Origin of the sequence: Acidisarcina polymorpha, from assembly GCF_003330725.1 — a bacterium.
Taxonomy (GTDB): domain Bacteria; phylum Acidobacteriota; class Terriglobia; order Terriglobales; family Acidobacteriaceae; genus Acidisarcina; species Acidisarcina polymorpha.
This window is the reverse complement of the sequence record NZ_CP030840.1, coordinates 2,136,577-2,157,336: the sequence shown is the minus strand read 5'-3', so window position 1 is coordinate 2,157,336 and position 20,760 is coordinate 2,136,577. Positions and strand designations below refer to the sequence as shown.

19 protein-coding genes and 1 tRNA gene are annotated in these 20,760 nt (G+C 57.6%); 13 read left to right on the top strand and 7 right to left on the bottom strand.

Annotated features, from left to right (window positions below):
- Positions 1-175: 175 nt before the first annotated feature.
- Positions 176-262 (bottom strand) — tRNA-Leu (locus tag ACPOL_RS09325).
- Between the two features lie 263 nt (positions 263-525).
- A complete protein-coding gene (gene glgX / locus ACPOL_RS09320; RefSeq protein ID WP_114206806.1) occupies positions 526-2,652 on the bottom strand; it encodes a glycogen debranching protein GlgX in 2,127 nt (708 codons plus the stop codon).
- A 357-nt stretch (positions 2,653-3,009) separates the two neighbouring features.
- On the opposite strand from glgX, the gene ACPOL_RS09315 reads away from it, so the two are divergent.
- The 12 genes from ACPOL_RS09315 (at position 3,010) to ACPOL_RS09260 (ending at position 13,047) form a co-directional block, all read left to right on the top strand.
- On the top strand, positions 3,010-3,267 hold the full coding sequence (locus ACPOL_RS09315) for a hypothetical protein (RefSeq protein ID WP_114206805.1): 258 nt from the start codon (positions 3,010-3,012) through the stop codon (positions 3,265-3,267).
- A gap of 276 nt (positions 3,268-3,543) precedes the next feature.
- Positions 3,544-5,220: a M28 family peptidase gene (locus tag ACPOL_RS09310; protein WP_114206804.1), complete on the top strand. Its 1,677-nt coding sequence runs from the start codon at positions 3,544-3,546 to the stop codon at positions 5,218-5,220.
- Positions 5,221-5,264: 44 nt separating this feature from the next.
- On the top strand, positions 5,265-5,774 hold the full coding sequence (locus ACPOL_RS09305) for a hypothetical protein (protein ID WP_114206803.1): 510 nt from the start codon (positions 5,265-5,267) through the stop codon (positions 5,772-5,774).
- A 135-nt stretch (positions 5,775-5,909) separates the two neighbouring features.
- Positions 5,910-6,338: an OsmC family protein gene (locus tag ACPOL_RS09300; protein ID WP_114206802.1), complete on the top strand. Its 429-nt coding sequence runs from the start codon at positions 5,910-5,912 to the stop codon at positions 6,336-6,338.
- A 291-nt stretch (positions 6,339-6,629) separates the two neighbouring features.
- On the top strand, positions 6,630-7,430 hold the full coding sequence (trpC, locus tag ACPOL_RS09295) for an indole-3-glycerol phosphate synthase TrpC (RefSeq protein ID WP_114206801.1): 801 nt from the start codon (positions 6,630-6,632) through the stop codon (positions 7,428-7,430).
- 2 nt (positions 7,431-7,432) lie between these two features.
- The gene (locus ACPOL_RS09290) at positions 7,433-7,660 is read left to right on the top strand and encodes a hypothetical protein (protein WP_114206800.1); all 228 of its coding nucleotides are present in this window, start codon (positions 7,433-7,435) and stop codon (positions 7,658-7,660) included.
- Positions 7,661-7,665: 5 nt separating this feature from the next.
- Positions 7,666-8,364 (top strand): phosphoribosylanthranilate isomerase, encoded by a 699-nt coding sequence (locus tag ACPOL_RS09285; protein WP_114206799.1) that lies wholly within the window; start codon positions 7,666-7,668, stop codon positions 8,362-8,364.
- 63 nt (positions 8,365-8,427) lie between these two features.
- Positions 8,428-9,645 (top strand): tryptophan synthase subunit beta, encoded by a 1,218-nt coding sequence (gene trpB / locus ACPOL_RS09280; RefSeq protein WP_114206798.1) that lies wholly within the window; start codon positions 8,428-8,430, stop codon positions 9,643-9,645.
- Between the two features lie 8 nt (positions 9,646-9,653).
- The gene (gene trpA / locus ACPOL_RS09275) at positions 9,654-10,451 is read left to right on the top strand and encodes a tryptophan synthase subunit alpha (protein ID WP_114206797.1); all 798 of its coding nucleotides are present in this window, start codon (positions 9,654-9,656) and stop codon (positions 10,449-10,451) included.
- 311 nt (positions 10,452-10,762) lie between these two features.
- A complete protein-coding gene (locus ACPOL_RS09270) occupies positions 10,763-11,131 on the top strand; it encodes a chorismate mutase (RefSeq protein WP_114206796.1) in 369 nt (122 codons plus the stop codon).
- Positions 11,128-12,174 (top strand): 3-deoxy-7-phosphoheptulonate synthase, encoded by a 1,047-nt coding sequence (aroF, locus tag ACPOL_RS09265; protein WP_114206795.1) that lies wholly within the window; start codon positions 11,128-11,130, stop codon positions 12,172-12,174. Before ACPOL_RS09270 ends, aroF begins: the two co-directional genes overlap by 4 nt.
- Positions 12,175-12,186: 12 nt before the next feature.
- Complete coding sequence (locus ACPOL_RS09260) at positions 12,187-13,047, top strand: prephenate dehydrogenase (protein ID WP_114206794.1); 861 nt, start codon at positions 12,187-12,189, stop codon at positions 13,045-13,047.
- 12 nt (positions 13,048-13,059) lie between these two features.
- Here ACPOL_RS09260 and ACPOL_RS09255 read toward each other — a convergent pair whose 3' ends face one another.
- Positions 13,060-13,914, bottom strand: a complete 855-nt coding sequence (locus ACPOL_RS09255) for an AAC(3) family N-acetyltransferase (RefSeq protein ID WP_114206793.1) — start codon at positions 13,912-13,914, stop codon at positions 13,060-13,062.
- Positions 13,915-13,988: 74 nt separating this feature from the next.
- Here ACPOL_RS09255 and ACPOL_RS09250 point away from each other — a divergent pair, with 74 nt between their 5' ends.
- Positions 13,989-15,821: a glycoside hydrolase family 2 protein gene (locus ACPOL_RS09250; RefSeq protein WP_114206792.1), complete on the top strand. Its 1,833-nt coding sequence runs from the start codon at positions 13,989-13,991 to the stop codon at positions 15,819-15,821.
- A 41-nt stretch (positions 15,822-15,862) separates the two neighbouring features.
- Here ACPOL_RS09250 and ACPOL_RS09245 read toward each other — a convergent pair whose 3' ends face one another.
- The 4 genes from ACPOL_RS09245 to ACPOL_RS09230 form a co-directional block, all read right to left on the bottom strand.
- The gene (locus ACPOL_RS09245; RefSeq protein ID WP_114206791.1) at positions 15,863-16,384 is read right to left on the bottom strand and encodes a hypothetical protein; all 522 of its coding nucleotides are present in this window, start codon (positions 16,382-16,384) and stop codon (positions 15,863-15,865) included.
- 33 nt (positions 16,385-16,417) lie between these two features.
- Positions 16,418-17,044, bottom strand: a complete 627-nt coding sequence (locus ACPOL_RS09240) for a response regulator (protein ID WP_114206790.1) — start codon at positions 17,042-17,044, stop codon at positions 16,418-16,420.
- 2 nt (positions 17,045-17,046) lie between these two features.
- Complete coding sequence (locus ACPOL_RS09235) at positions 17,047-17,442, bottom strand: nuclear transport factor 2 family protein (protein ID WP_114206789.1); 396 nt, start codon at positions 17,440-17,442, stop codon at positions 17,047-17,049.
- A 95-nt stretch (positions 17,443-17,537) separates the two neighbouring features.
- Positions 17,538-20,696, bottom strand: coding sequence for a sensor histidine kinase (locus ACPOL_RS09230; protein ID WP_161557272.1), 3,159 nt, complete (start codon positions 20,694-20,696; stop codon positions 17,538-17,540).
- Positions 20,697-20,760: the final 64 nt, after the last annotated feature.

Below are 20,760 nucleotides of genomic sequence, written 5' to 3'. Positions count from 1 at the left end.
CGATGATGAGGATCCAAATTTAATCCAATCTCGACGGAATCTGGACTGACATTCAGTGAGTGCATCCGCAACCTGAATAAGAAACCGCCTACGTAAGGAGCGGCATCGGCGTATTGCGTCAGAGTCTTTGTACGGGGAGGCGGTTGGCGGTTCGGGGCCGCATGATCTCGATAGTTGGTGCCGAAGGGGGGACTCGAACCCCCACACCCTTGCGAGTACATGGACCTGAACCATGCGCGTCTGCCAATTCCACCACTTCGGCAATCCATTGTGATATCCAGCAGGGACGCTGAATACGGCAGCAACTTCTAGTGTCACAAACTGCAGCGGCGAAGTCAAACCTTCGCCGTCTTACGCAATGGCATGGCAAGAATCCGCCGCCGGCGAGCTATACAGTGACGCTGTTAATTTCTGTTCTCGGGCAAGCGACGGAGGTGCTGTGGCCCAATAGCGATTTATCAGGGGGTTGCGGCGGATCTCAGAGCAGAGAGGAGGCATTCCGGCCTCCTCTCTGACTGTCTACGTCTACGCTGTTTCTGGTTCGAGTTCAAAGAGCAACAGGGACCTGGCAGTTACTCCATAGATATCGCCGGTCTTGAAGGAGCCTTTTTCGCTGTTGTCTTCAATGTTAGTGTCGACGAGGAGAGACCACCCGGAGCCACCAACTGCTTCAGGGAGTGTGAAGTTGACCAGGTCGCTGTGATCGTTGATGACCATGAGTAACGTAGTCTCTTTTCCGCGCTGGCGTACGCCGGTGGTTTGAGCACGTCCATCGATCAGCATGCCGAAGCAGCGCATGCCGGTGTCGCCCCAGTTATGGTCTTCCATTTCGCGGCCGTTGGCGTTGATCCAGGTCACATCCTTAACGCATAGCTCTTCGTTGTATTCCCCGGTAAGGAAGAGGTTGCGCCGCAGGATCGGGTATTTGTGCCGGAAGCTGGTGAGCCTCTGCACGAACTTGACGAGGTGCTTCCCTTTGTCCTTCAAGTCCCAATTCAGCCAGCTAATCTCATTGTCCTGGCAGTAGGCGTTGTTATTGCCTTGCTGGGTACGGCCAAACTCGTCGCCAGCCAACAACATTGGCGTACCTTGCGAAAGCAACAAGGTGCCCAGCATGTTGCGCATCTGACGTGCGCGGAGCTTGTTGATCTCCGGGTCATCGGTCGGCCCTTCTGCACCGCAATTCCAGGAATGGTTGTCGCTACTGCCGTCCTTGTTGTCTTCGCCGTTGGCTTCGTTGTGCTTCTCGTTGTAAGTAACCAGATCATTCAGCGTAAAGCCATCATGGGCGGTGATGAAGTTAACGGAGGACCAGGGGCGCCGACCTTGGTAATTGAATATCTCGGCCGACGCACACAGCCGCTTCGTCAACGCCGATGCGGTCGAACCTCCCTTCCAATATTCGCGAACCGTGTCTCTAAACTTGTCGTTCCACTCCGCCCATCCAGGAGGAAAGCCGCCGACCTGATAGCCCCCGGGGCCGCAATCCCACGGTTCCGCGATCAGCTTAACGTTCGAGAGGCAGGGATCCTGGCTGACGGACTTGAGGAAGCCGCTCTGATTGTCAAAGCCATTCACTTCGCGGGCGAGAATGGTGCCCAGATCGAACCGGAAGCCATCCACCCGGGTTTGTTCAACCCAGTAGCGCAAGCTGTCAGTGACCATCTGGATCACACGGGGATGGCTGATATTGAGCGTGTTCCCGGTACCAGTGTCGTTGATGTAGTAGCGCTTTTTGTCGGGCATGAGCCGGTAATAGCTAGCATTGTCGATGCCCTTGAAGGAAAGCGTCGGCCCGAGTTCATTTCCTTCCGCGGTGTGGTTATAGACGACGTCGAGGATGACCCCGAGACCGGCATCATGCAGGGCCGCGACGGTTTCCTTAAATTCCTTCAAGGCATCGGCTCGGCTCGAGGCGTAGCGCGGGTCGGGGGCAAAGAAACCGATCGTGTTGTAGCCCCAGTAGTTGGTAAGACCTTTCTCGAGAAGATGACTGTCGTTGACGAACGTATGAATAGGGAGCAACTCGATGGACGTGACTCCGAGGGACTTAATGTAATCGATCACGGCGGGGTTGCAGAGGCCGGCATACGTGCCGCGTTCATGCTCAGGGACCGCTGGATGGAGCTTGGTGAATCCTTTGACATGCATTTCATAGATGATCGTGTCGTCGAAGGGCACCCGGAATCTGCCAAGCCGATTTTGTCCGTGCCAATCGAAATCGGGATCAACCACGATGCATTTGGGCATGAACGGTGCGCTGTCGCGCTCATCGAAGGTGGTGTCGTCACCTGACTCCATCTGATAACCGAAGACCTCGGGACCCCACTTGATTTCGCCGATATGAGCGCAGGCGTACGGATCGAGCAGCAATTTGTTTGGATTGAAACGGTGCCCGTTCTCGGGATCGTAGGGTCCGTAAACGCGCAGGCCGTAACGGGTGCCGGGCCGAACGCTGGGGATATAACCATGCCAAATCTGGTTGGTGTATTCGGGTAATTCCTGGCGATCGACTTCATTTTCGCCGCTCTCATCGAAGAAGCAGACTTCGACCTTGGTTGCATGCTCGGAAAATACCGCGAAATTCGTTCCCTTACCGTCCCAAGTCGCTCCCCGGGGGCTGGGAACCCCTTCATGCATCTGAATTGCCATCTGATTTTCCGTTCTCTTTCCTGTAGTAGTAGGTTTGTAGTCAAGCTATTTTTCGAATGTAATTCTCTTTGCGAATCTTCTGGAAGACAGTACTTCCACTTCGAGACTATTGGCCTTTGTAAGGGAATCAAAACTCCGATAGGAACAGGTGAACAATATTTGGATGCAGATGGCTCGTCGCTAATTGCCTAGGGCATGACTTCACTCCCAAAGTGATCATTCTCCTCTATAAGAAATTCGCGGAAACGGTGACGGCACGATAAAGCATTGTTTATGCTGAATCTGAGACATTCGTTTTAGACATCCCCGCTGCCGTTCCCGGCATCCGATCGGTTTAAGAAACGAGAGGAGATCTTAATGGCGAGTTTGCCTGTACCCAGTAGCTTTTCGGCCACTTCTCACGTTTCCACACATTCAATGAAAAGTAAGCGCGAACTGGCCCACGACTTAAGCAATGCTCTCGAAATCATCATGCAGACGAGCTTCCTGATGGGAACGCTTGAGTTAGGCGAGAACGGCAGGGCCTGGCACAAGTTGCTGGATGATGGAGTTCAGAGAGCGGTCGCGATCAACAAGCAGCTGCGGGATTCTCTGCGCAGCGACTCCGAACTCTAGTCAAAGGTACCTCCTCCTGTCGGTTAGTAAGGTCCGCGTGCCTCTCAAACCGAGATTCTCGGTGCGTCTGTTGGCGCATGGGGATCGATCGCTTCTGGCATCGGCCGCTTTGATCCCATGCTTTTCTCCCATAGATCAATCCCCCTCTTGGTGATGTAGACTTCATGCCAAGCTTCATCAAACCTCCTTATGCTGGTTGAAATCGCTAATCATCTTAGGTCCGGTACGGTCCATGCCGTAAATTGCGCCAATCTGACGACGAGTCATGGAGTGTGAATGAGAAATTCTCTCTACAGAGTCTTCCTGGGGTTAACGGTAGTCGGCAACCTAGCGGCAGCGCGGGCCCAGGTCTCCGTGCCTTCACTTCCCAATATTCCTGCCGCTTTGCAACAGGCGGCTGCCGGTATCGATCCCGAAAAAATCCGGGCGCACGTGAAGTTTCTTGCTGATGACCTACTTGAAGGCCGCGGCCCGGGAAAGCGCGGCGCCGAAATCGCCGCTCAGTACATTGCGACCCAATTTGCGATTGAAGGACTAAAGCCAGCGGGCGACCAAGGAACTTATTTTCAAAAGGTCCCGCTCTATGCCGTTCATACCGTAGAGGACCAAACCAGCTTCAGCTTCGTGCCGAATGCCGGTCCCCCGATCGACCTCAAGTACGGTGAAGATGTCGTCACGAAAGACACAACCGGCAAGGCTTTCGCGGACATCGACGCGCCGATTGTCTTTGTGGGATACGGTATTGATGCCCCGGAATACCAGTGGAATGACTTTGCCGGCGCGGATGTGAAGGGGAAGGTGCTCTTAGTCATTGTCAACGAGCCACCTTCGACCGATCCAAAATTCTTCAAAGCGGAAGCTCTCACCTACTACGGCCGCTGGACGTACAAATACGAGCAGGCTGCCCGCTTGGGCGCCGCCGGAGTGCTCATCATCCACCGTACCGACCTCGCCAGTTATCCGTGGGACGTCGTCCGCAATTCGCAAGCGATTGAGAAGTCCTACCTTCAAGGCGACCCCGCCGCGACGCTCCGCGCCGCCAGCTGGATTCAGCATGGGGTCGCCGATAAGCTGCTCGCGTCGATCCACATGTCGGCTGACCAGGCGATCGAAGCTGCCGGCAAACGCGGATTCAAGCCCATCGACTTGCCGGTTCGACTGAAAGCGCACATCGTCAGCAAAGTCCGCCGCTATGACTCCGACAATGTTGTGGCGATGATCCCGGGAACCGCACCCGGGAACGAACAGGCTGTAATCTACTCCGCGCACTACGACCACCTGGGGATTGATCCCGACGCCAAGGGGGACGGCATCTATAACGGCGCCAACGACAACGGGACGGGTTGTGGGATCCTGCTCGAAATGGCGCGCGCGTGGACCCAGGTGAAGCCGCCCCATCCAATCTACTTCGCCGCCGTCACCGCCGAAGAACAGGGGCTGCTGGGCTCTCAATATTTAGGGATGCACCCTCCTGTTCCGGCTTCGCAGATCAGCCTAGACCTGAACTACGACGCGTTACTCCCCGTCGGGATTCCTACTGCCATCGGGGCTGCTGGGTCGGAGCGCACCAGCTTCTATCCGGTAGTCGAATCGACAGCGAAGGCATTCGGCTTGACTATCCAACCTGATCAGCAGCCCCTGGCGGGACACTATTACCGTTCCGACCATTTCAGCTTTGCGCGCGTCGGCGTGCCTGCCTTTTCGATTGAGCAGGGCACTCTCTTTGAGGGGCAAACCCCGGAGTGGGGCAAGGCCCAATCGGATGACTATGTCGCCCACCGTTACCATCAACCCTCCGACGAATACCGGGACACGATGGATTTCCGCGGGAACGCGAAATTGGCGCGCTTCGGCTTTATTCTTGGATGGGAAGCGTCTTCGCTGCCCGGTGAAATTCAATGGCAATCCGGAGATGAGTTCGAGAAAATCCGTAAGACGACGAGCGGGAACTGAGCCCAAATTCGGCAGCTACAGACCGAGAACGAAGAGGATATGGAATGATCGCGGCAACCGCCCTGGCGGCGTTATTGTCCATGGGAGCAGGGCAAGTGACCTCTCCGAATCTGCAAAATCGACCCGCCGGGCAACCGCCTGACCAACATGTCACAGTCATCAAGGAATCCGGCCAGCCGGTGCTACCGGAGGATGGATACGGCCTTTACCGGTTCAGCGACCACGAGAACGCCTTCGGCGAAGGTTTGCAGATCACCGAACAATTCGACGAAGTCTCCGGCTATCTCACCATTCCCGACCCGAAAAGCGGCCGAGGCCACTATTCAAGCTACTTCCTGAGCGAGGTCAAAGGCGGTAATGGCCATTTCTCTTTTACCACCCGGCAAGTGCATGGCGTCTTCTATTCGTTTGATGGCCAAGTGAAGCGTGGGTCCGGATTGTCCCGCGCTCAAGATGCTTTTTATGTCCTCGCTGGCACACTCAGCGCTCGTGATGACGCTGGAAATGCGGTCCAAACCCGCCATATCAGCATGAAACTCACCGCCCAACACTAGAACGTCCATTCTGCTACCTACAGCCGGTAGAGCAATGGAGCCCTGTCCACGCCGGGACGTCGTAAGATAACAGCGGCGTCCGGAAAAAGGCGCAGCCTCTCAACAAACGATCACAGCACCACCAAAGGAGTTTTTATGGAACGTACAGCAAGCGCCATTTGGCACGGCGGATTGAAAGACGGCAAAGGCAGCATCAGCACCCAGAGCACTACTCTCAAGGACACTCAGTATTCGTTCAGCACCCGGTTTGAGAATGGAGTTGGCACCAACCCCGAGGAGTTGATCGCCGCCGCTCACGCGGGCTGCTTCACTATGGCGCTCAGCGCTCAATTGAGCGGCGCTAACCTGCCACCTGAATCGCTGGAAACTACTGCGAGCGTGAAGCTGGAAAAGAAGGACGACGGCTTCGCCATCACTGCCATCCATCTGGTCACCAAAGCTAAAGTTCCGGGCGCCGACAAGGCGGCCTTTGACACCGCAGCCCAGAATGCCAAGGCGGGCTGTCCGATTTCGAAGCTTTTTCACGGGAATGCGGAGATCACCCTGGACGCCCAACTCGTCTGAACCGCTCTCCTCAATCCAGGCTCGGGAGACAGCAAGTACCGTCTCTCGAGTCCAGATTGACGGTCATCTCGTCTCTCAATCAGTTCGGCAATTCGAAGTCTGAGCTAGCGGGCCGCGGTTGGCAGAAGACGGCCAGACTGCGCAAGTAACTCTGCTGCGATTCCATACACCAACGCAGAATCAAGCTCGAGACTTCACGGTCCGAGTCGCTGGCCAGTTGGCTGGAAATTTGCGGAGTTAGGCTGCCGATATACTGAAAAGGAAGAGACAACGAAGGGGGAACGGTAGGCAATGCATTTGGAACCAATTTTGGCTGAAACTCGGAGGGCGGTAGAAGCAAGGAAGCGAGTGGCTCATCTGCCTTCGCTGGAAGCGTTAGCAGCCGCCCACCAGCCGCGCGGATTTGCGGCGGCGCTGCGGCGGAAGTCGGAGTATGGTCCGGCCATCATCGCAGAGCTTAAGAAAGCTTCGCCATCGAAGGGGTTGATCCGGCCCGAGTTCGACGTTGAATTTCTCGCGAAGTCGCTGGAGCGAGGCGGCGCCAGTTGCTTATCAGTTCTGACGGAAGAGAAGTTCTTCCAGGGCAGTTTGCGAAATCTTGAGCTGGCTTCGTCGGTGACGACCCTCCCTTGCCTGCGGAAAGACTTCATTGTCGACGAGTTCCAGATCCTCGAGGCGCGAGCGCACCAGGCAGACGCCATCCTGCTGATTGCTGCGGCATTGGAGGACGGCGAGCTGCGCCAGTTCAATGATGCAGCGCATCGGCTCGGATTGGATGTGCTTTGCGAAGTACATACGGCCGAGGAACTGGCCCGGGTGTCCGACCTGGGGTGCGATGCCTATGGAGTCAACAACCGGGACCTGGTGTCCTTCAATGTCAGGCTGGAGGTTTCGCTTGAGCTGGCGGAGAAGCTGCCCATCGGGGCGGTGCATGTCGCAGAGAGCGGCATCCATACAGCGGAGGATCTTACCCGGCTGCGGAATGCCGGATTCCACGCATTCCTGGTGGGCGAGTCGCTGATGCGGCAGGCTGATCCAGGCGAGGGAATAGCGAAGTTATTGGCCCCGTCCCTGATTCCGGCGGAAAGATAGGAATGGCTTCCCGCGTGGACGTGGCTCTCATCGGAATGGGCGGCATCTCGGCGGCGTTCCTTTGCAAAATGTACCTTCGCCTAGAAACCGGGCTCACGTACACGACCCCGGCGAAAACGGGTTATGTTCCCGCCAATGAAGTCATTTTCTGGGTAATTATGGTAGTCACTGCAGCTTGGGCCGTCCGCGCGATATTTAAGGCCGGATTTGATCCAGCAGAGAGCCGCTAGTTTCTATGTGGATCAAGATTTGCGCGAACACCAGCCTGGAAGACGCCCAGCTCGCAGTAGATGCGGGTGCGAATGCGGTAGGTTTCGTCTTCGCCGAGAGCCCCCGCCGAGTGACGCGGACCCAGGTGCGGGCGATCGCTGCCCGGCTTCCGAAGAACATCGAGAAGTACGGCGTCTTTGTCCATCCGAGTTTTGATGAAGTCGCGGACACCGTCATGGATTGCGGGCTGACCGGAGTTCAACTGCATACGACGAGCGACCCGGCATTGCCGTTACGATTACGCGAACATTTCGGCGATATGCCCGCGCCAAAGCGGCTGGGCATCCTTCGGGTCTTGCATTACACGACGGATTTTGATGCTCAGGTCGGGGAGTTGCAGCCAGACCATGCAGTGGATGCCGTGCTGATCGATTCGCGGACGGCCAAGGCGGTTGGCGGGACCGGCGTTGCCTTCGACTGGCGGGCGGCGCAGAGTAGTTTTCTACGGAGCGCTCCCCATCTTCGGCTGATCGTTGCAGGGGGCTTGCGCCCGGAGAATGTTGCCGATGCGGTGTATACGCTTCAGCCCTGGGGGGTGGATGTCGCTAGCGGAGTGGAGGCTTTCCCAGGCAAGAAGGATCCGGCAAAGGTGAGGGCATTTGTGAATGCGGTCCGGCAGGCCGCGGCAGAGATCGAAAAGGTAAAGTTGCCTGCGGAGGCATAGGCTTTCTTCTCCATCGCAGCCGAAATCGCGAAATGGGAATATTCTTGAAGTTCAGGAGCAGGTATGAGCACAACGACGTTGCCGACACAGACCGTGAATATCCCGGGGCGGTTTGGCGCATATGGTGGGCGGTATGTCCCCGAGACGCTGATGGCGGCGCTCGAAGAGCTCGAGTTGGCCTATGCGGTGGCTCAGGCAGATCCGGCTTTCCATCTGGAGCTTGATTCGCTGCTGAGGGACTATGCCGGTCGGCCGACTCCGCTGTATTTCGCCACACGGCTGACCGAAGAGTTGGGTGGCGCCAGGATTTACCTCAAGCGTGAGGACCTGTTGCATACCGGTGCGCACAAGATTAACAACTGCATCGGCCAGGGTCTGCTGGCGCGTCGTATGGGCAAGAAGCGCATCATCGCCGAGACCGGGGCGGGGCAGCATGGGGTGGCGACGGCCACGGTTTGTGCCCTGTTCGGCATGGAATGTGTCGTCTATATGGGCGAGGAGGACATGCGCCGGCAGGAGCTGAATGTCTACCGCATGCGGCTGCTAGGCGCCGAGGTTCGCGGCGTCAATTCCGGTTCGCGCACGCTGAAAGATGCAATCAATGAGGCTATGCGCGATTGGGTGACCAACGTTCGGACCACCCACTATCTGCTCGGCAGTGTGCTTGGAGCGCATCCTTATCCCACCATGGTCCGGGATTTCCATCGCGTGATCAGCAAGGAAATGCGCGGTCAGATCCTGGAAAAAGAAGGACGCCTGCCGAATGCGGTGATCGCCTGCGTGGGCGGAGGTTCCAATGCGATTGGGGCATTCTACGAGTTCCTAGGGGATGAGAACGTTCGCTTGATTGGCGTCGAAGCCGGGGGCCGAGGGACGACCCTTGGCGCCCATGCAGTTCGCTTCAACGGGGGCGGTTCGCCTGGAGTTTTGCAGGGGACGTTCTCTTATGTCTTGCAGGATGAAGCGGGGCAGATTGCGCTGACCCACTCGGTATCCGCAGGCTTGGATTATGCCTCAGTGGGGCCTGAACATGCGGCGCTGCACGATTCGGGACGGGCGGAATATGTCTCGGCTTCGGATGCCGACGCGCTCGATGCCACCGTACGGCTGGCGCGAACGGAAGGGATCATTCCGGCTCTGGAGAGCGCCCACGCGATCGCTGAATGTCTTCGGGTTGCGCCCACCCTGGGCCGCCATGAAATACTCGTAGTCAATCTCTCCGGTCGCGGGGACAAGGACATTGGGATCCTGTCGCGCGAACTGAAGCTGCAAGGGGCATAGAAGGAACCATGCCAATCCGATTCGCCAGCAAACCAGGCCTCGTCGCCTACCTCACGGCGGGCGACCCCGATCTCTCGACGACGCGCGAGATTGCACTCTCTGCCATCGATGCTGGTGCGGATGTGATCGAGCTAGGCGTGCCGTTCAGCGATCCCTTGGCGGATGGGCCGGTGATACAACGGGCGAGTGAGCGCGCAGTTGCCGGGGGAACGCGGCTGGTAGATGTGCTGGAGTTGGCCGCCGAGTTGCGTGTGGCTAGACCTTCGGCGGGATTGGTAATCTTCTCCTACTACAATCCAGTACTGCGCTTCGGCATCGAGAAGTTCTGCGAAACGGCGGAGAAGGCCGGAGTGGATGGCGTCCTCGTTACCGACATGATCGTGGAAGAGGCGGACGATTACCTTGTCCATCTGCGCAGGCATCATCTTGCACCGATTTTTCTAGCGGCCCCGACGAGTCCTGATGAGCGGCTCAAGAAGATTGCTGAAGTTTCGGAAGGGTTTGTCTATGCGATTTCGCGCACCGGCATTACTGGTGCGCAGAAGAACCTGACGGCCGACGCCGGGCAGTTGGTGAGGCGGCTTCGCAGCTATACCAACCTGCCGATAGCGGTTGGCTTTGGGGTCTCGACTGCCGAGCATGTTGCCGCGGTGGGCGAGTTCGCCGACGCCGCCGTTGTGGGGAGTGCGTTGGTGGCGATTATTGAAAAGTCGACCTCTGAGGAAGCGCCCAGCTCCATCGCTCGATTTATCAGGGGTCTGCGCGAGAGCCCGTCCCTCGCTGGGGCGGCTGCGCTGGCCCGATAACTCGCTTCCTAGCGGCTTGGCAGCGCCTTTCGCAATGAGTTTCGCTACCAGTAAGCGCCAGTGTCCTACTTCGAGGAAAAGGACAACGACGCCTTTGCTGGGAACTTCCCGTCATTGCGAAAACACACTGGCCGCGTATCCTAAGGCAAAAGCAGGGTCGACGTCATGAGGACGCTTTGTGTGGGAACAGGACCTGCAGGTTCGCGGCCGCCCTGCTTTGCCTTAATCGAATTTCTAGACTTTAGCCGGCGAGTGACCGCGGCGTCGATGGCGGGAATAGGTGCGCTCGACCGGTGCAAGAGAGGAATCACGTGAACATCGAAGATTGGCGAAAGAAGATTGATGAATTGGATCGCCAGATCGTGGCGCTCATTAGTGAGCGAGCGAGTGCGGCCCAGGCGATTGGGAGGTTGAAGCGAGTGGATTCCCTGCCCGTTTATGAGCCCAATCGAGAAAAGGTGATCTTTGAGAACGTGCGGTCGGCAAACCATGGACCGCTTCCGGATATCGAAATGACCCATATTTATGAGCGCATCATCGATGTCATGCGGGCGACCCAGAGGAATGAGTTGGCTTCGAAGAACCCATCGCAGGAGATTGAGAAAGAAACAGGCGCGGCTGATGGAGCCGTCGACCATCGGGACGCGGTAGCCACTCCCGGAATGGAGATCAAAGCATGATTGTCGCGATGCAGGAACACGCCACCGAAGAACAGATCCAGGAGATCATCTCCAGACTGACGGATATAGGGTTTAACGTTCATCGCACCACGGGAACGGTACAGACCATTCTTGCCGGGGTTGGGACGCCTGGCATATTCGATGTGAAGGACTTCGAATTGCTCGAGGGGGTCGCTGAGGCGCACCGCATTTCTTCTCCATACAAGCTTGCTGGTCGAGGTTTTCGGCCAGAGGGAACGGTGGTCAAATTCGCAAATGGGGTCACCGTCGGCGGCGGTGAGGTCGTGGTAATGGGCGGCCCTTGCTCGGTCGAATCGCGAGACCAGATCTTCCGGAGCGCGGCGCTGGTAAAGGCGGCGGGTGGGCAGTTCCTTCGTGGTGGCGCCTTCAAGCCGCGCAGTTCGCCCTATTCTTTTCAAGGAATGGGACTTGAGGGACTCAAGCTGTTGCGAGAAGTCGGAGATGCAACCGGCTTGCTCATCATCAGCGAGGTCATGGAGATCTCTCAAATCGAACTCATGCTGCCGTATGTCGACGTCTTTCAGGTCGGGGCGCGCAACATGCAGAACTTCAACTTGCTCCGGGAGTTGGGCCAAGTACGAAAGGCGATCGTATTGAAGCGCGGCATGTCGGCGACTATCGAGGAATTGTTACTGTCGGCGGAATATATTCTGGCTGGCGGCAACTATGACCTGATGCTGTGCGAACGTGGCATTCGCACCTTCGAGACCGCGACTCGCAACACCATGGACATCTCGGCCATTCCGGTCATTCACAAGCTGTCGCACCTTCCCATCCTGGGTGATCCTTCGCATGGAGCGGGAAGGCGGGACATTGTTCCGGCATTGGCTAAGGCGGCAGTGGCTGCGGGCGCAGACGGTTTGCTCATCGAAATGCATCCGAATCCGGATAAGGCAATTTCGGATGGAGCGCAGTCGCTCTTTCCGGAGCAGTTCGAGAAGCTGCTCGAGGAAATTCGTCTCCTCGCGCCGGCTATTGGCAGGAAGATCGCCGCTCCCGTGGCCGAGCAGGTCTCGATCTAAATCATGCCGAGGATGGATAGAATCGCCATCCTGGGGACGGGGCTGATCGGGGCATCGGTCGGTCTCGCCCTGCGTGAGCAGAAATTTCCCGGCACGATCTTCGGCTGGGACAAGGATCCGGCCCAGCTGGGGATCGCCTTGAGCCGAGGCGCAATCGATGAGGCCACCGAAGATCCGGTGACAGCGGCCGTATCGAGCGACGTGGTGCTGCTGGCGGGCCCAGTCTTCAGCATTCTTGAATGGATCGACCAGCTTGGCCCGCTCTTGACATCCCGCCAACTCATCACGGATGTGGGTAGCGTAAAAGGCGCCATCAGCGAGCGGGCTGCGCGGAACTTCGGCGGCATTGGGCAGGCGGCTTGTCTCCCCGGTCATCCGATGGCCGGAAAAGAAGTGCATGGAGCGGAACACGCCGAGGCTTCGTTGTTTCGCGACGCGGTGTGGCTGTTTACTCCGTTAGCGACCGCGTCGCCGGCCACTGCATTAGAGACCGAATGGCGCGAGTGGGTAACGAAGTTCGGCTGCCGGACACTCGATCTCGATCCGGCCCGGCACGACGAACTCTGTGCGTGGGTGAGCCATCTGCCACAATTCGTCGCGACTGCCATGAGTGCGCTGCTCGAAGACAAGTTTGCGGGGGACGCCGATATGCGCGCCATCGGCGGCCGGGCATTGCGGGAGATGACGCGCTTGGGAGCAAGTCCATACTCGATGTGGCGTGACGTTGCGCACACGAACACGGAAGCGATCGCCGGGTCGCTTTTGGCTTTGGAGCAACGCTTGATGCACCTGCGTGAGCACCTGAAGACTCCCGAGTTGCGAGACGAGTTCGATCTGGCGAACCGTTTTCGAGCCGGGCGGTTTCGTCCGTAGAAATAATGGAAATCAGGGTTCGCCCCGTATGTGGCCTTCGTGTTCTATCAAGGAGTTTGCTGCGTGCGGATTTGCTGCGACAGCTTCCATTAGAGGCTGGGCAAAAGCGAACAGCTCGCGGGCGGTGAACACATAGGTCATCGCATCTCCGACTCGACCGCCCCGAATTCCGGCCGCATCCAGCATGCTGTCCACGATCTTTGCAAAGAAACGCTCTGGCCAGTTGGCGTGAGCGCCACGATCGGAGGTATCGACTTCCTCCATCGGAAGCCAGACTCGGCGACCGTCCTGCAGCACCGGCACGTCATATCGGGCGATCTGCCTTTGAGAGATGTCCGCGATGTGCTCGACATAGTGGAGGAAGGTCACAGCGTCATGGTCGGATCCGAGCAGGACGATCTTGCCATCCGCAGCCAGAAATCGCTCCAAAGCGGAATCGCGGCCCAGGGCGTAATTCCACGGCTGGATGGAAATGAGGTGGCCGGCCTGCCTTCCCCAGCACACAAAACGAGCAACGTGATGGTTTACACAAGAGCCTGGATAGGTCCGCAGCAGTTCGACGAGTGCGCCGTTATCGCGGGCCGACCTAGCGGTAAGAGGATTGAATGCTGGTAACTTGTCGCGAAGCTCGCGCTCCTGATCCAGGCTTAGCTCGCCGCGGCCGACCTCGTCGTAGTATCGCGGACAGCTTGCGTACATCATGAGGGTGCCTTCCTCAGTCAGGGCCGACTTAAGCGCAAGATGAATTGAATCGGGGCCGCCGGCCACTTCTCCGACCGCTCGGACTGAAGCGTGCAGCATGACGGTATCCCCGGGGGTGATGCCAATCGCGCGAAAATCTTTGGCCAGATCCTCAGTGGAATACATGGCAAACGACCTTACTCCTACGCTGCGTCGGATGTGCTTAGGGGGATCCTGTTCGTGGCATTAGTATAGGTGGCATGCGACCTCTGCCATTTTTGTTTTTTCTGAGCCGATTGGCGCCCCTGTTTATCTCGGCAGGGCCGTTCCTTTTGCCAGCCTCGGCGCAGACAACGGTGCAAGCCCCGACGCTGCTGGTGGATATCGATCATCGCCCTGCGGTGAGTCTCGATGGCGCGTGGCACTACATCGTTGACCCATACCGGAACGGATGGGGGGACGATCCAGACAAGCCGAACCTGAACGGTTATGCGAAGAATGCGCATTTCAACGGGACAGACCTGGTGGAGTATGACTTTGCGACCTCGCCGGTTTTGCAGGTGCCTGGAGATTGGAATTCTCAGCACGATAACCTGCTTCTCTATGAAGGCCTGGTCTGGTATGAGAAGGACTTCAGCCATCAGCCAAAGGCCGGGATGCGGACATTCCTGCACTTTGGAGCAGCCAACCATCGCGCTTCGGTCTTTGTGAACGATGTTCATGTCTGCGATCATGAGGGCGGTTTTACCCCCTTCGATTGCGAGGTCACGAACGTCTTGAAGCCCGAAGGCAACTTCGTCGTTGTGGCGGTGGATGACTCGCGGCGGCCGGATACGGTTCCAGCAATGAAGACCGACTGGTGGAACTATGGGGGATTGACGCGCCAAGTGTTTCTTGTCGACGTTCCGCAGAGCTACGTCGATGACTATTCTCTCCAACTGCGACGCGGCGCCGGAGACCAGATCGAAGGCTATGTGCACCTGGTCGGCTCGAAAGCAGGCTCGGCGTTGACTCTGCGGATTCCTGAACTCAATGTCGACCGAGAGTCCACCGTCGGGGAGGATGGTAACGCTAAGTTCTCGTTTGCACCGCAGGGGCTTGTTCGTTGGGCCCCCGATCATCCGAAGCTCTATCGCATCCAGATCAAAGCCGGCGAAGACCATCTGGACGACGACATAGGGTTTCGCACCGTCGAGGTGGAGGGCGACCGGATCCTGCTCAACGGCAAGCCGATTTTCTTGCGTGGCATTAACACTCATGCCGAGGCGCCCTATCGCGGAGGCAGGGCTTGGTCGCAGCAGGACGCCGATACGTTGCTTGGATGGGTGCATGAGCTGCATGGAAACTTTGTGCGGCTTGCCCACTATCCGCATGACGAACACATGACCCGCGAGGCTGACAAACTCGGCATCCTGGTGTGGTCGGAGGTGCCGACTTATTGGTCGATCGACTGGAAAGGTGCGCACGCGCTCGAGTCGGCGAAGCAGCAGCTATCGGAGAATATCCGACGCGACCACAACAAAGCATCGGTAATTTTGTGGTCGGTCTCGAATGAAACTCCCAAGAGCCCGGAGCGGCTGATTTTTCTTAAGGCGCTCGTCGACGAGGCGCATGCCCAGGATCCTACCCGGCTGGTGACCTCCGCGCTGTTGACCCACATGGATGGCAAGACCGCGATACTCGACGATCCGCTCGGCGCCTCCCTGGATGTGTTGGGGTCGAACGAATACATAGGCTGGTACAACGGAAAGCCGGAAGATGCTCCGCTCTATACATGGCAAAATCCCTACAACAAGCCTCTGATTATGAGTGAGTGGGGCGGCGGTGCGAAGTCGGGACTTCACGGTGAGATCAATGCGCGCTTCTCCGAAGAGATGCAAGCAGAGATCTTTAAGCAACAGCTGGCGATGCTCAGCAAGATCCCTTTTCTGGCGGGGACTACGCCCTGGGTGCTGATGGATTTCCGGTCCCCAACGCGGCAACTGCCGAACATACAAGACTTCTACAATCGCAAAGGGGTGATCTCGAACAAGGGGATCAAGAAGAAGGCGTTTTTTGTGCTACAGGACTATTACGCGAAACTGGCGCACTGAGTCAGTTTCAGGGCCCGTCCGAAGCAAAAAACCTGAACAACTTATGGAACCAGCTGATAGGGGAAGGTGAATCTGCCAATTTGCATCACGGACTTTTCGTTTGGCGGCCAGATGCGGAACGAGGCGACACTCTTGATGGTGGGATTCAGAGTGGCATCGACGGAGCCTAGCGGTTTGCCGGTTGCGGCTTCATAGAACTTCACGGTGAGCAAATCTTCCTTATGCGTCCAACCGAAGACATACTGGCCTGGCGACAGGGCGATATCGCCAACTTTGATGGGCGCTTGGACGATCACAAAGTGGGAGTATTTGCCCTCGGCGGAATAGCCGGCGGTAATGAGCACGACTCCGGCGATGAAGCGGTGGCTGCCATCGGTGATACCGGAAGCCGTGCGAAATTCGGTCTCGATGCGCTCCTTTTCAACCGGAGCGCGCGCCGGGATCAGGGTCTTCAATTCGCTCGGTGAAGCTTCGCGCCAACCTGACTTCTCTTGCGCACCCAGGGGCAGCAGTGACAGCATGCACAGAGTCGCCAGGACGAGCCTGAGCAGCGACGATCTCATAAGTAACCGCCGTCGATACTTATCAAGGAAACGTCAATCAAGGTGGACAATTCCTCGTTGTAGAGCAGTTGTAGCTGCCTGAGTCCGATCGGTAACGCCGAGCTTGCCCAGCAAACTGTTGATGTGCGTCTTCACTGTAGCTTCGGAGATGAAAAGGAACGAGGCAATCTCTTTGTTACTTTTGCCGGCCACGATCTGCTTGAGGACGTCAGTCTCACGGCCGGTAAGTTCCTGGCCACCCATCCGGCCGGCAAGGCGCTGGGCGACGGTGGCCGGGATGCGAGTCTTCCCATTGTGAACGGTGCGGATCGCGTCGATGAGCTCGTCGGCATCCATCCCTTTGAGCAAGTAGCCGCGCGCCCCTGCCTGCAGGGCTCGATAGATATCTTCATCGCCATCGAAGGTGGTCAAAACAATGATGCGGGCGGCGGGGAATTCGGCGCGAATTGCGGTGATCGCATCGACGCCGCCAAGATTTGGCAGGCGAAGATCCATCAGCGTGATATCGGGCTTGTGCTGCCGGTATTGCCTTACGGCCTCTTTGCCATCTGGCGCCTCGGCGATGACCTCGAGGCCTGGAACAGTCTTGATGAGGGCCATCAGGCCCTGGCGAACGACGTGGTGGTCTTCGACAACCATGATGCGAATTGCTTCGGTCATTGCTAAGGCTCGTTCCTAAGTTGAGTATCGTTAGCCGGACTCTCTAAAGCCCGAGTTCCTTGATGAAAGAGTAGTCTCCAATGGCCGTCCCGAACCACCCATATAGAATTTCGCAAGGTCTCGATTGCAGGCATTCCTGGCTCTTCCCGCCTCGACCTGTAGGTGATCAGCGCGATGTTGTTCGCCAGTAGCTGCGCATGGAAGTGGCCCAAGGAAAGCCTCGCCGGGGATTCGGTCTGGAGCGTGGCGATAATCTCCGGCTTCGAAAAGACTCGTCCGGAACTCCCGAACTCCTGAAAGTCCTCAGCAAGCAGAGAGGAGATAGCCTCCGCGTTCTTACGGATCGAGCTGTCCAGCAGTTGTTCTTCAAGCTCGCGCAGCGTTTCGGCGGTGTTCATGTAATTGCCCTATTATGTCAGGCTCTGAAATCAGAGCAAAAGCAGGTACAAGGAATCCAACAAACGAGTGTTCCACCTTGCATCCACCGCTTCCCTTATGCGTCAATTGGTACTTGGACGGAGACCCGTGTGCCTTTTCCGGGCGCGCTGTCAACAACGAATATAGCGCCGATTTGTTCCGCCCGTTCCCGCATGCCGGCAAGGCCAAAGTGGCCCTGAGGCCCGGACGATTGTGGATGCAGCTGACCGTTAAAGCCGCATCCGTCGTCTTGGATAGTCATTAGTAAATCACGTGCACCGAAGCGGAGCTCAATGGCGATGTGAACCGGCTGGGCATGGCGGACGGCGTTGGTGACTGCTTCTTGCGCAATCCGCAGCAACTCCGCCTCTGCCTTTGGAGAGACCGGGCGGTAAGCTCCTGAGACCTTGGATTTAACCCTGATTTTCGATGTGGAGCGCTCGGTTGCGGTGGCTGCCATGCGCGCCAGCCGGGTCGCGAAGTCCTCAGTTTCGGCCGCTTGCGAGCGCAGGTCCCAGATGGAGCTGCGCGCCTCCGTCAGGCTCTCTCGAACCAGTCCGCGAGCCTGGTCCAGTTGCGCTCTGGCGCTTTCGACTGAAGAAGCGAGCAGCCGGTTCACGAGTTCGAGTTGAACGGAGATGCCGACCAAGCCCTGGGCGAGGGTGTCATGGATCTCGCGGGCGATGCGTCCTCGCTCGGAGAGCACGGCATCGTAGCGCAGTTCAATCTGGCGCAATCTCCAGTGGTAAGCCTGATAGGCGAACAGCGCGAGGGCGGCGATTAAAGCAAGGTAAAACCACCAGGTCTGATAAAGGTGCGGCTGCAGCCGGAAATCTGAGCTTGCTCCACTCTGGTTCCAGACACCATCATTGTTGGAGGCAATCACGCGGAAGCTGTATGCCCCGGGAGGCAGGTTCGTGTAATAGGCTGTCCGCCGCGCTCCGGCGTCTACCCAGTCACGGTCGAATCCTTCGAGCTTGTAGCGAAAGCGAACCTTCTGAGGCGCGATGAAGCTGAGGCCGGCGTAGTGGAATTCAAAGCGCCTGTGGCCGGGTGGCACGATGAAGGCTGCAGCGGAGGTACTTTTCGGAACGACGGGATCATCGATCACCTGGTCGTCCACCAGGACCTGTTCGATCACTACCGATGGCGGGACTGTATTCAAGGTCAGCCGCTCGGGATCGACGGCGGCAATGCCCTTCAGGGTCGCGAACAACATACTTCCATTGGTCAGTTTGCAGGCCGCCGGATGGCCTCCGCTACTGCATTCGCTGATCTTCATGCCATCCGCCGTGCCGTAGACAGCTGGGCTGATACTTGGCCGCCGGTGATTGGCGAAGTCATCCAGGTCCTTCTTGGTCGCGCGGTAGATACCGGTTTTTGAACCAAGCCATAAATTTCCTCGAGCGTCTTCAAGGATGGCATAGATACTTTCGGGAAGATGCGTCGCTTCGGAGGAGAAGTCGGCTAGCTTGCCATCCTTGAGCCGGTTAAGACCCCCCTGGTTCGTGCCAATCCAGAGGCTGCCCTGTTTGTCGGGATAGAGGGAAGTAATGACGTTGCTGCTCAACCCGTCGCGGGTGGTCAACGTCGTGAACTTACCATGGTCGAAACGGGTGAGGCCTCCGAGAGTGGCGATCCATAAGACATGCGCGGGGTCTTCGACGATGGCGCCGACGAGGTCGCTGCCGAGGCCGTCCATACTGGAGTAGGTAGTGAAGCGGCCATTTGAGAAATGCGAGATGCCGCGGCGGGTGCCGATCCACATCGAACCATCCGAGGCAGCGTAGAGGGAGCGGACAAAATCATCTGCGAGACCATCGGCTGAAGTAAAGGTGGTGATGGTTCTTCTTCCACGGGAATCTTCTACGATCCGGTCGAGGCCATCGGGGGTGCCAACCCAGAGGTTTCCAGCCGCATCGCTGCCGAGCGCGAGTACGATGTCGCTCGAGAGCCCATCGGCGGTGCTGAGACTGGTGAATGTGCCGTGGCTGTCCTGGCGGTCGAGCCCACCGCCGCTGGTTCCGGACCAAACGATGCCTTTGCGGTCTTGAATGATGGAGCGCACAAGGTCATCGGAGAGGCCATCGGCGGTGGTATACGCGGTGAACTTCTGATCGTGCAACATCTCCAAGCCACCCGATTCGGTGCCGAGCCAGAGGCTGCCCTCGCGGTCTTCAAAGATGGAAAGGACGGCTCCGCTGGAGAGTGATTCGCGTCCTCCGAATGTCTGAACATGGTCCTTCACGATACGGGCGAGACCACGACTGGTGGCAATCCACATCGAACCTTCGCGGTCTTCGACCACCGATTCAACTCGGTCCGAAGGTAGGCCGTTCTGTGCGCTGAACGCAGTGAGTTCACCATTCTTGAGGACAGCGGCGCCTTTGGCAGTGCCAATCCAAAGACTGCCATCTTTGGCAGCGGTCAACGAAGCGACATCACTCGAAGGCAGTCCGGAAACCGGAGCATTTTTTTCGGGACTACCCGACGGAAAGGAGTAGAGCCCGTTGTGGGTCCCAAGCCAGATGCGCCCGTCGCCTGTGGCCGCAACCGTCTGCACCTCGACATTCAGCAGAAGCGGGGGCCCGAAATGATCCTGATTGAAATGCACCGCTCCGAAGCGGGTTCCGATCCAGAAGGAGCCATCCAGGGCTTCGGCCAGGCTCTTCGGGTTGGTGATGCCGTCGCTCATGGGGAACGAGCGGAATTGCTCGCCACCCTGGTAACTAGCAATGCCCTCTAGAGTGACGACCCAGATCTTGCCGCGATGGTCTTGAAAGATCGACCCGACGGTGTTCGACGGCAGCCCATTGGAAGCGCCATAGTTTGTGAAGTGGTTGCCACGGCGGCGAACCAGGCCATCATTGGTGCCGATCCACAGGTCGCCATCTTTGTCTTCAAAAAGAGAATTGATGCTTTCGCTTCGAAGAAACGCGGGGGCTTGCTTGTCGTAAATGACGAACTCGAAGCCGTCGAAGCGGACTAAGCCACCTTCTGTACCCAACCATATGTAACCGTCCTGGGTCTGAATGACGGCGTGAACGGTATTTTGGGGCAAGCCGCTGTCGGTTTGCCACGCACGATGTCCGTACTGGCCGAGATCTTTTTGCGGATCGAGACAGAACGCCAGGCTGGCAACGGTGACCACCCACAGCAGCAAGCAGGCTCGCCGATAATTGGATTTCGTCCAGATTCGATCGGGTATCCGCAATGATTTCGAACTCAGCCTCATCTTAGATGAATTATCCGGATGCAGTTGGACGTACTGCATTGCCGCGAAGCCGGACTACTACCGC

Excerpts from the sequence above, each read along its gene's own strand:
- ACPOL_RS09255 (WP_114206793.1), bottom strand. The coding sequence starts at position 13,914 with ATGTATTCCACTGAGGATCTGGCCAAAGATTTTCGCGCGATTGGCATC.
- ACPOL_RS09250 (WP_114206792.1), top strand. The coding sequence starts at position 13,989 with ATGCGACCTCTGCCATTTTTGTTTTTTCTGAGCCGATTGGCGCCCCTG.
- glgX (WP_114206806.1), bottom strand. The coding sequence starts at position 2,652 with ATGGCAATTCAGATGCATGAAGGGGTTCCCAGCCCCCGGGGAGCGACT.
- ACPOL_RS09290 (WP_114206800.1), top strand. The coding sequence starts at position 7,433 with ATGGCTTCCCGCGTGGACGTGGCTCTCATCGGAATGGGCGGCATCTCG.
- ACPOL_RS09315 (WP_114206805.1), top strand. The coding sequence starts at position 3,010 with ATGGCGAGTTTGCCTGTACCCAGTAGCTTTTCGGCCACTTCTCACGTT.
- trpA (WP_114206797.1), top strand. The coding sequence starts at position 9,654 with ATGCCAATCCGATTCGCCAGCAAACCAGGCCTCGTCGCCTACCTCACG.
- ACPOL_RS09300 (WP_114206802.1), top strand. The coding sequence starts at position 5,910 with ATGGAACGTACAGCAAGCGCCATTTGGCACGGCGGATTGAAAGACGGC.
- ACPOL_RS09230 (WP_161557272.1), bottom strand. The coding sequence starts at position 20,696 with ATGAGGCTGAGTTCGAAATCATTGCGGATACCCGATCGAATCTGGACG.
- ACPOL_RS09240 (WP_114206790.1), bottom strand. The coding sequence starts at position 17,044 with ATGACCGAAGCAATTCGCATCATGGTTGTCGAAGACCACCACGTCGTT.
- ACPOL_RS09305 (WP_114206803.1), top strand. The coding sequence starts at position 5,265 with ATGATCGCGGCAACCGCCCTGGCGGCGTTATTGTCCATGGGAGCAGGG.
- trpB (WP_114206798.1), top strand. The coding sequence starts at position 8,428 with ATGAGCACAACGACGTTGCCGACACAGACCGTGAATATCCCGGGGCGG.
- trpC (WP_114206801.1), top strand. The coding sequence starts at position 6,630 with ATGCATTTGGAACCAATTTTGGCTGAAACTCGGAGGGCGGTAGAAGCA.
- ACPOL_RS09260 (WP_114206794.1), top strand. The coding sequence starts at position 12,187 with ATGGATAGAATCGCCATCCTGGGGACGGGGCTGATCGGGGCATCGGTC.
- ACPOL_RS09310 (WP_114206804.1), top strand. The coding sequence starts at position 3,544 with ATGAGAAATTCTCTCTACAGAGTCTTCCTGGGGTTAACGGTAGTCGGC.
- ACPOL_RS09285 (WP_114206799.1), top strand. The coding sequence starts at position 7,666 with ATGTGGATCAAGATTTGCGCGAACACCAGCCTGGAAGACGCCCAGCTC.
- ACPOL_RS09235 (WP_114206789.1), bottom strand. The coding sequence starts at position 17,442 with ATGAACACCGCCGAAACGCTGCGCGAGCTTGAAGAACAACTGCTGGAC.
- ACPOL_RS09245 (WP_114206791.1), bottom strand. The coding sequence starts at position 16,384 with ATGAGATCGTCGCTGCTCAGGCTCGTCCTGGCGACTCTGTGCATGCTG.
- aroF (WP_114206795.1), top strand. The coding sequence starts at position 11,128 with ATGATTGTCGCGATGCAGGAACACGCCACCGAAGAACAGATCCAGGAG.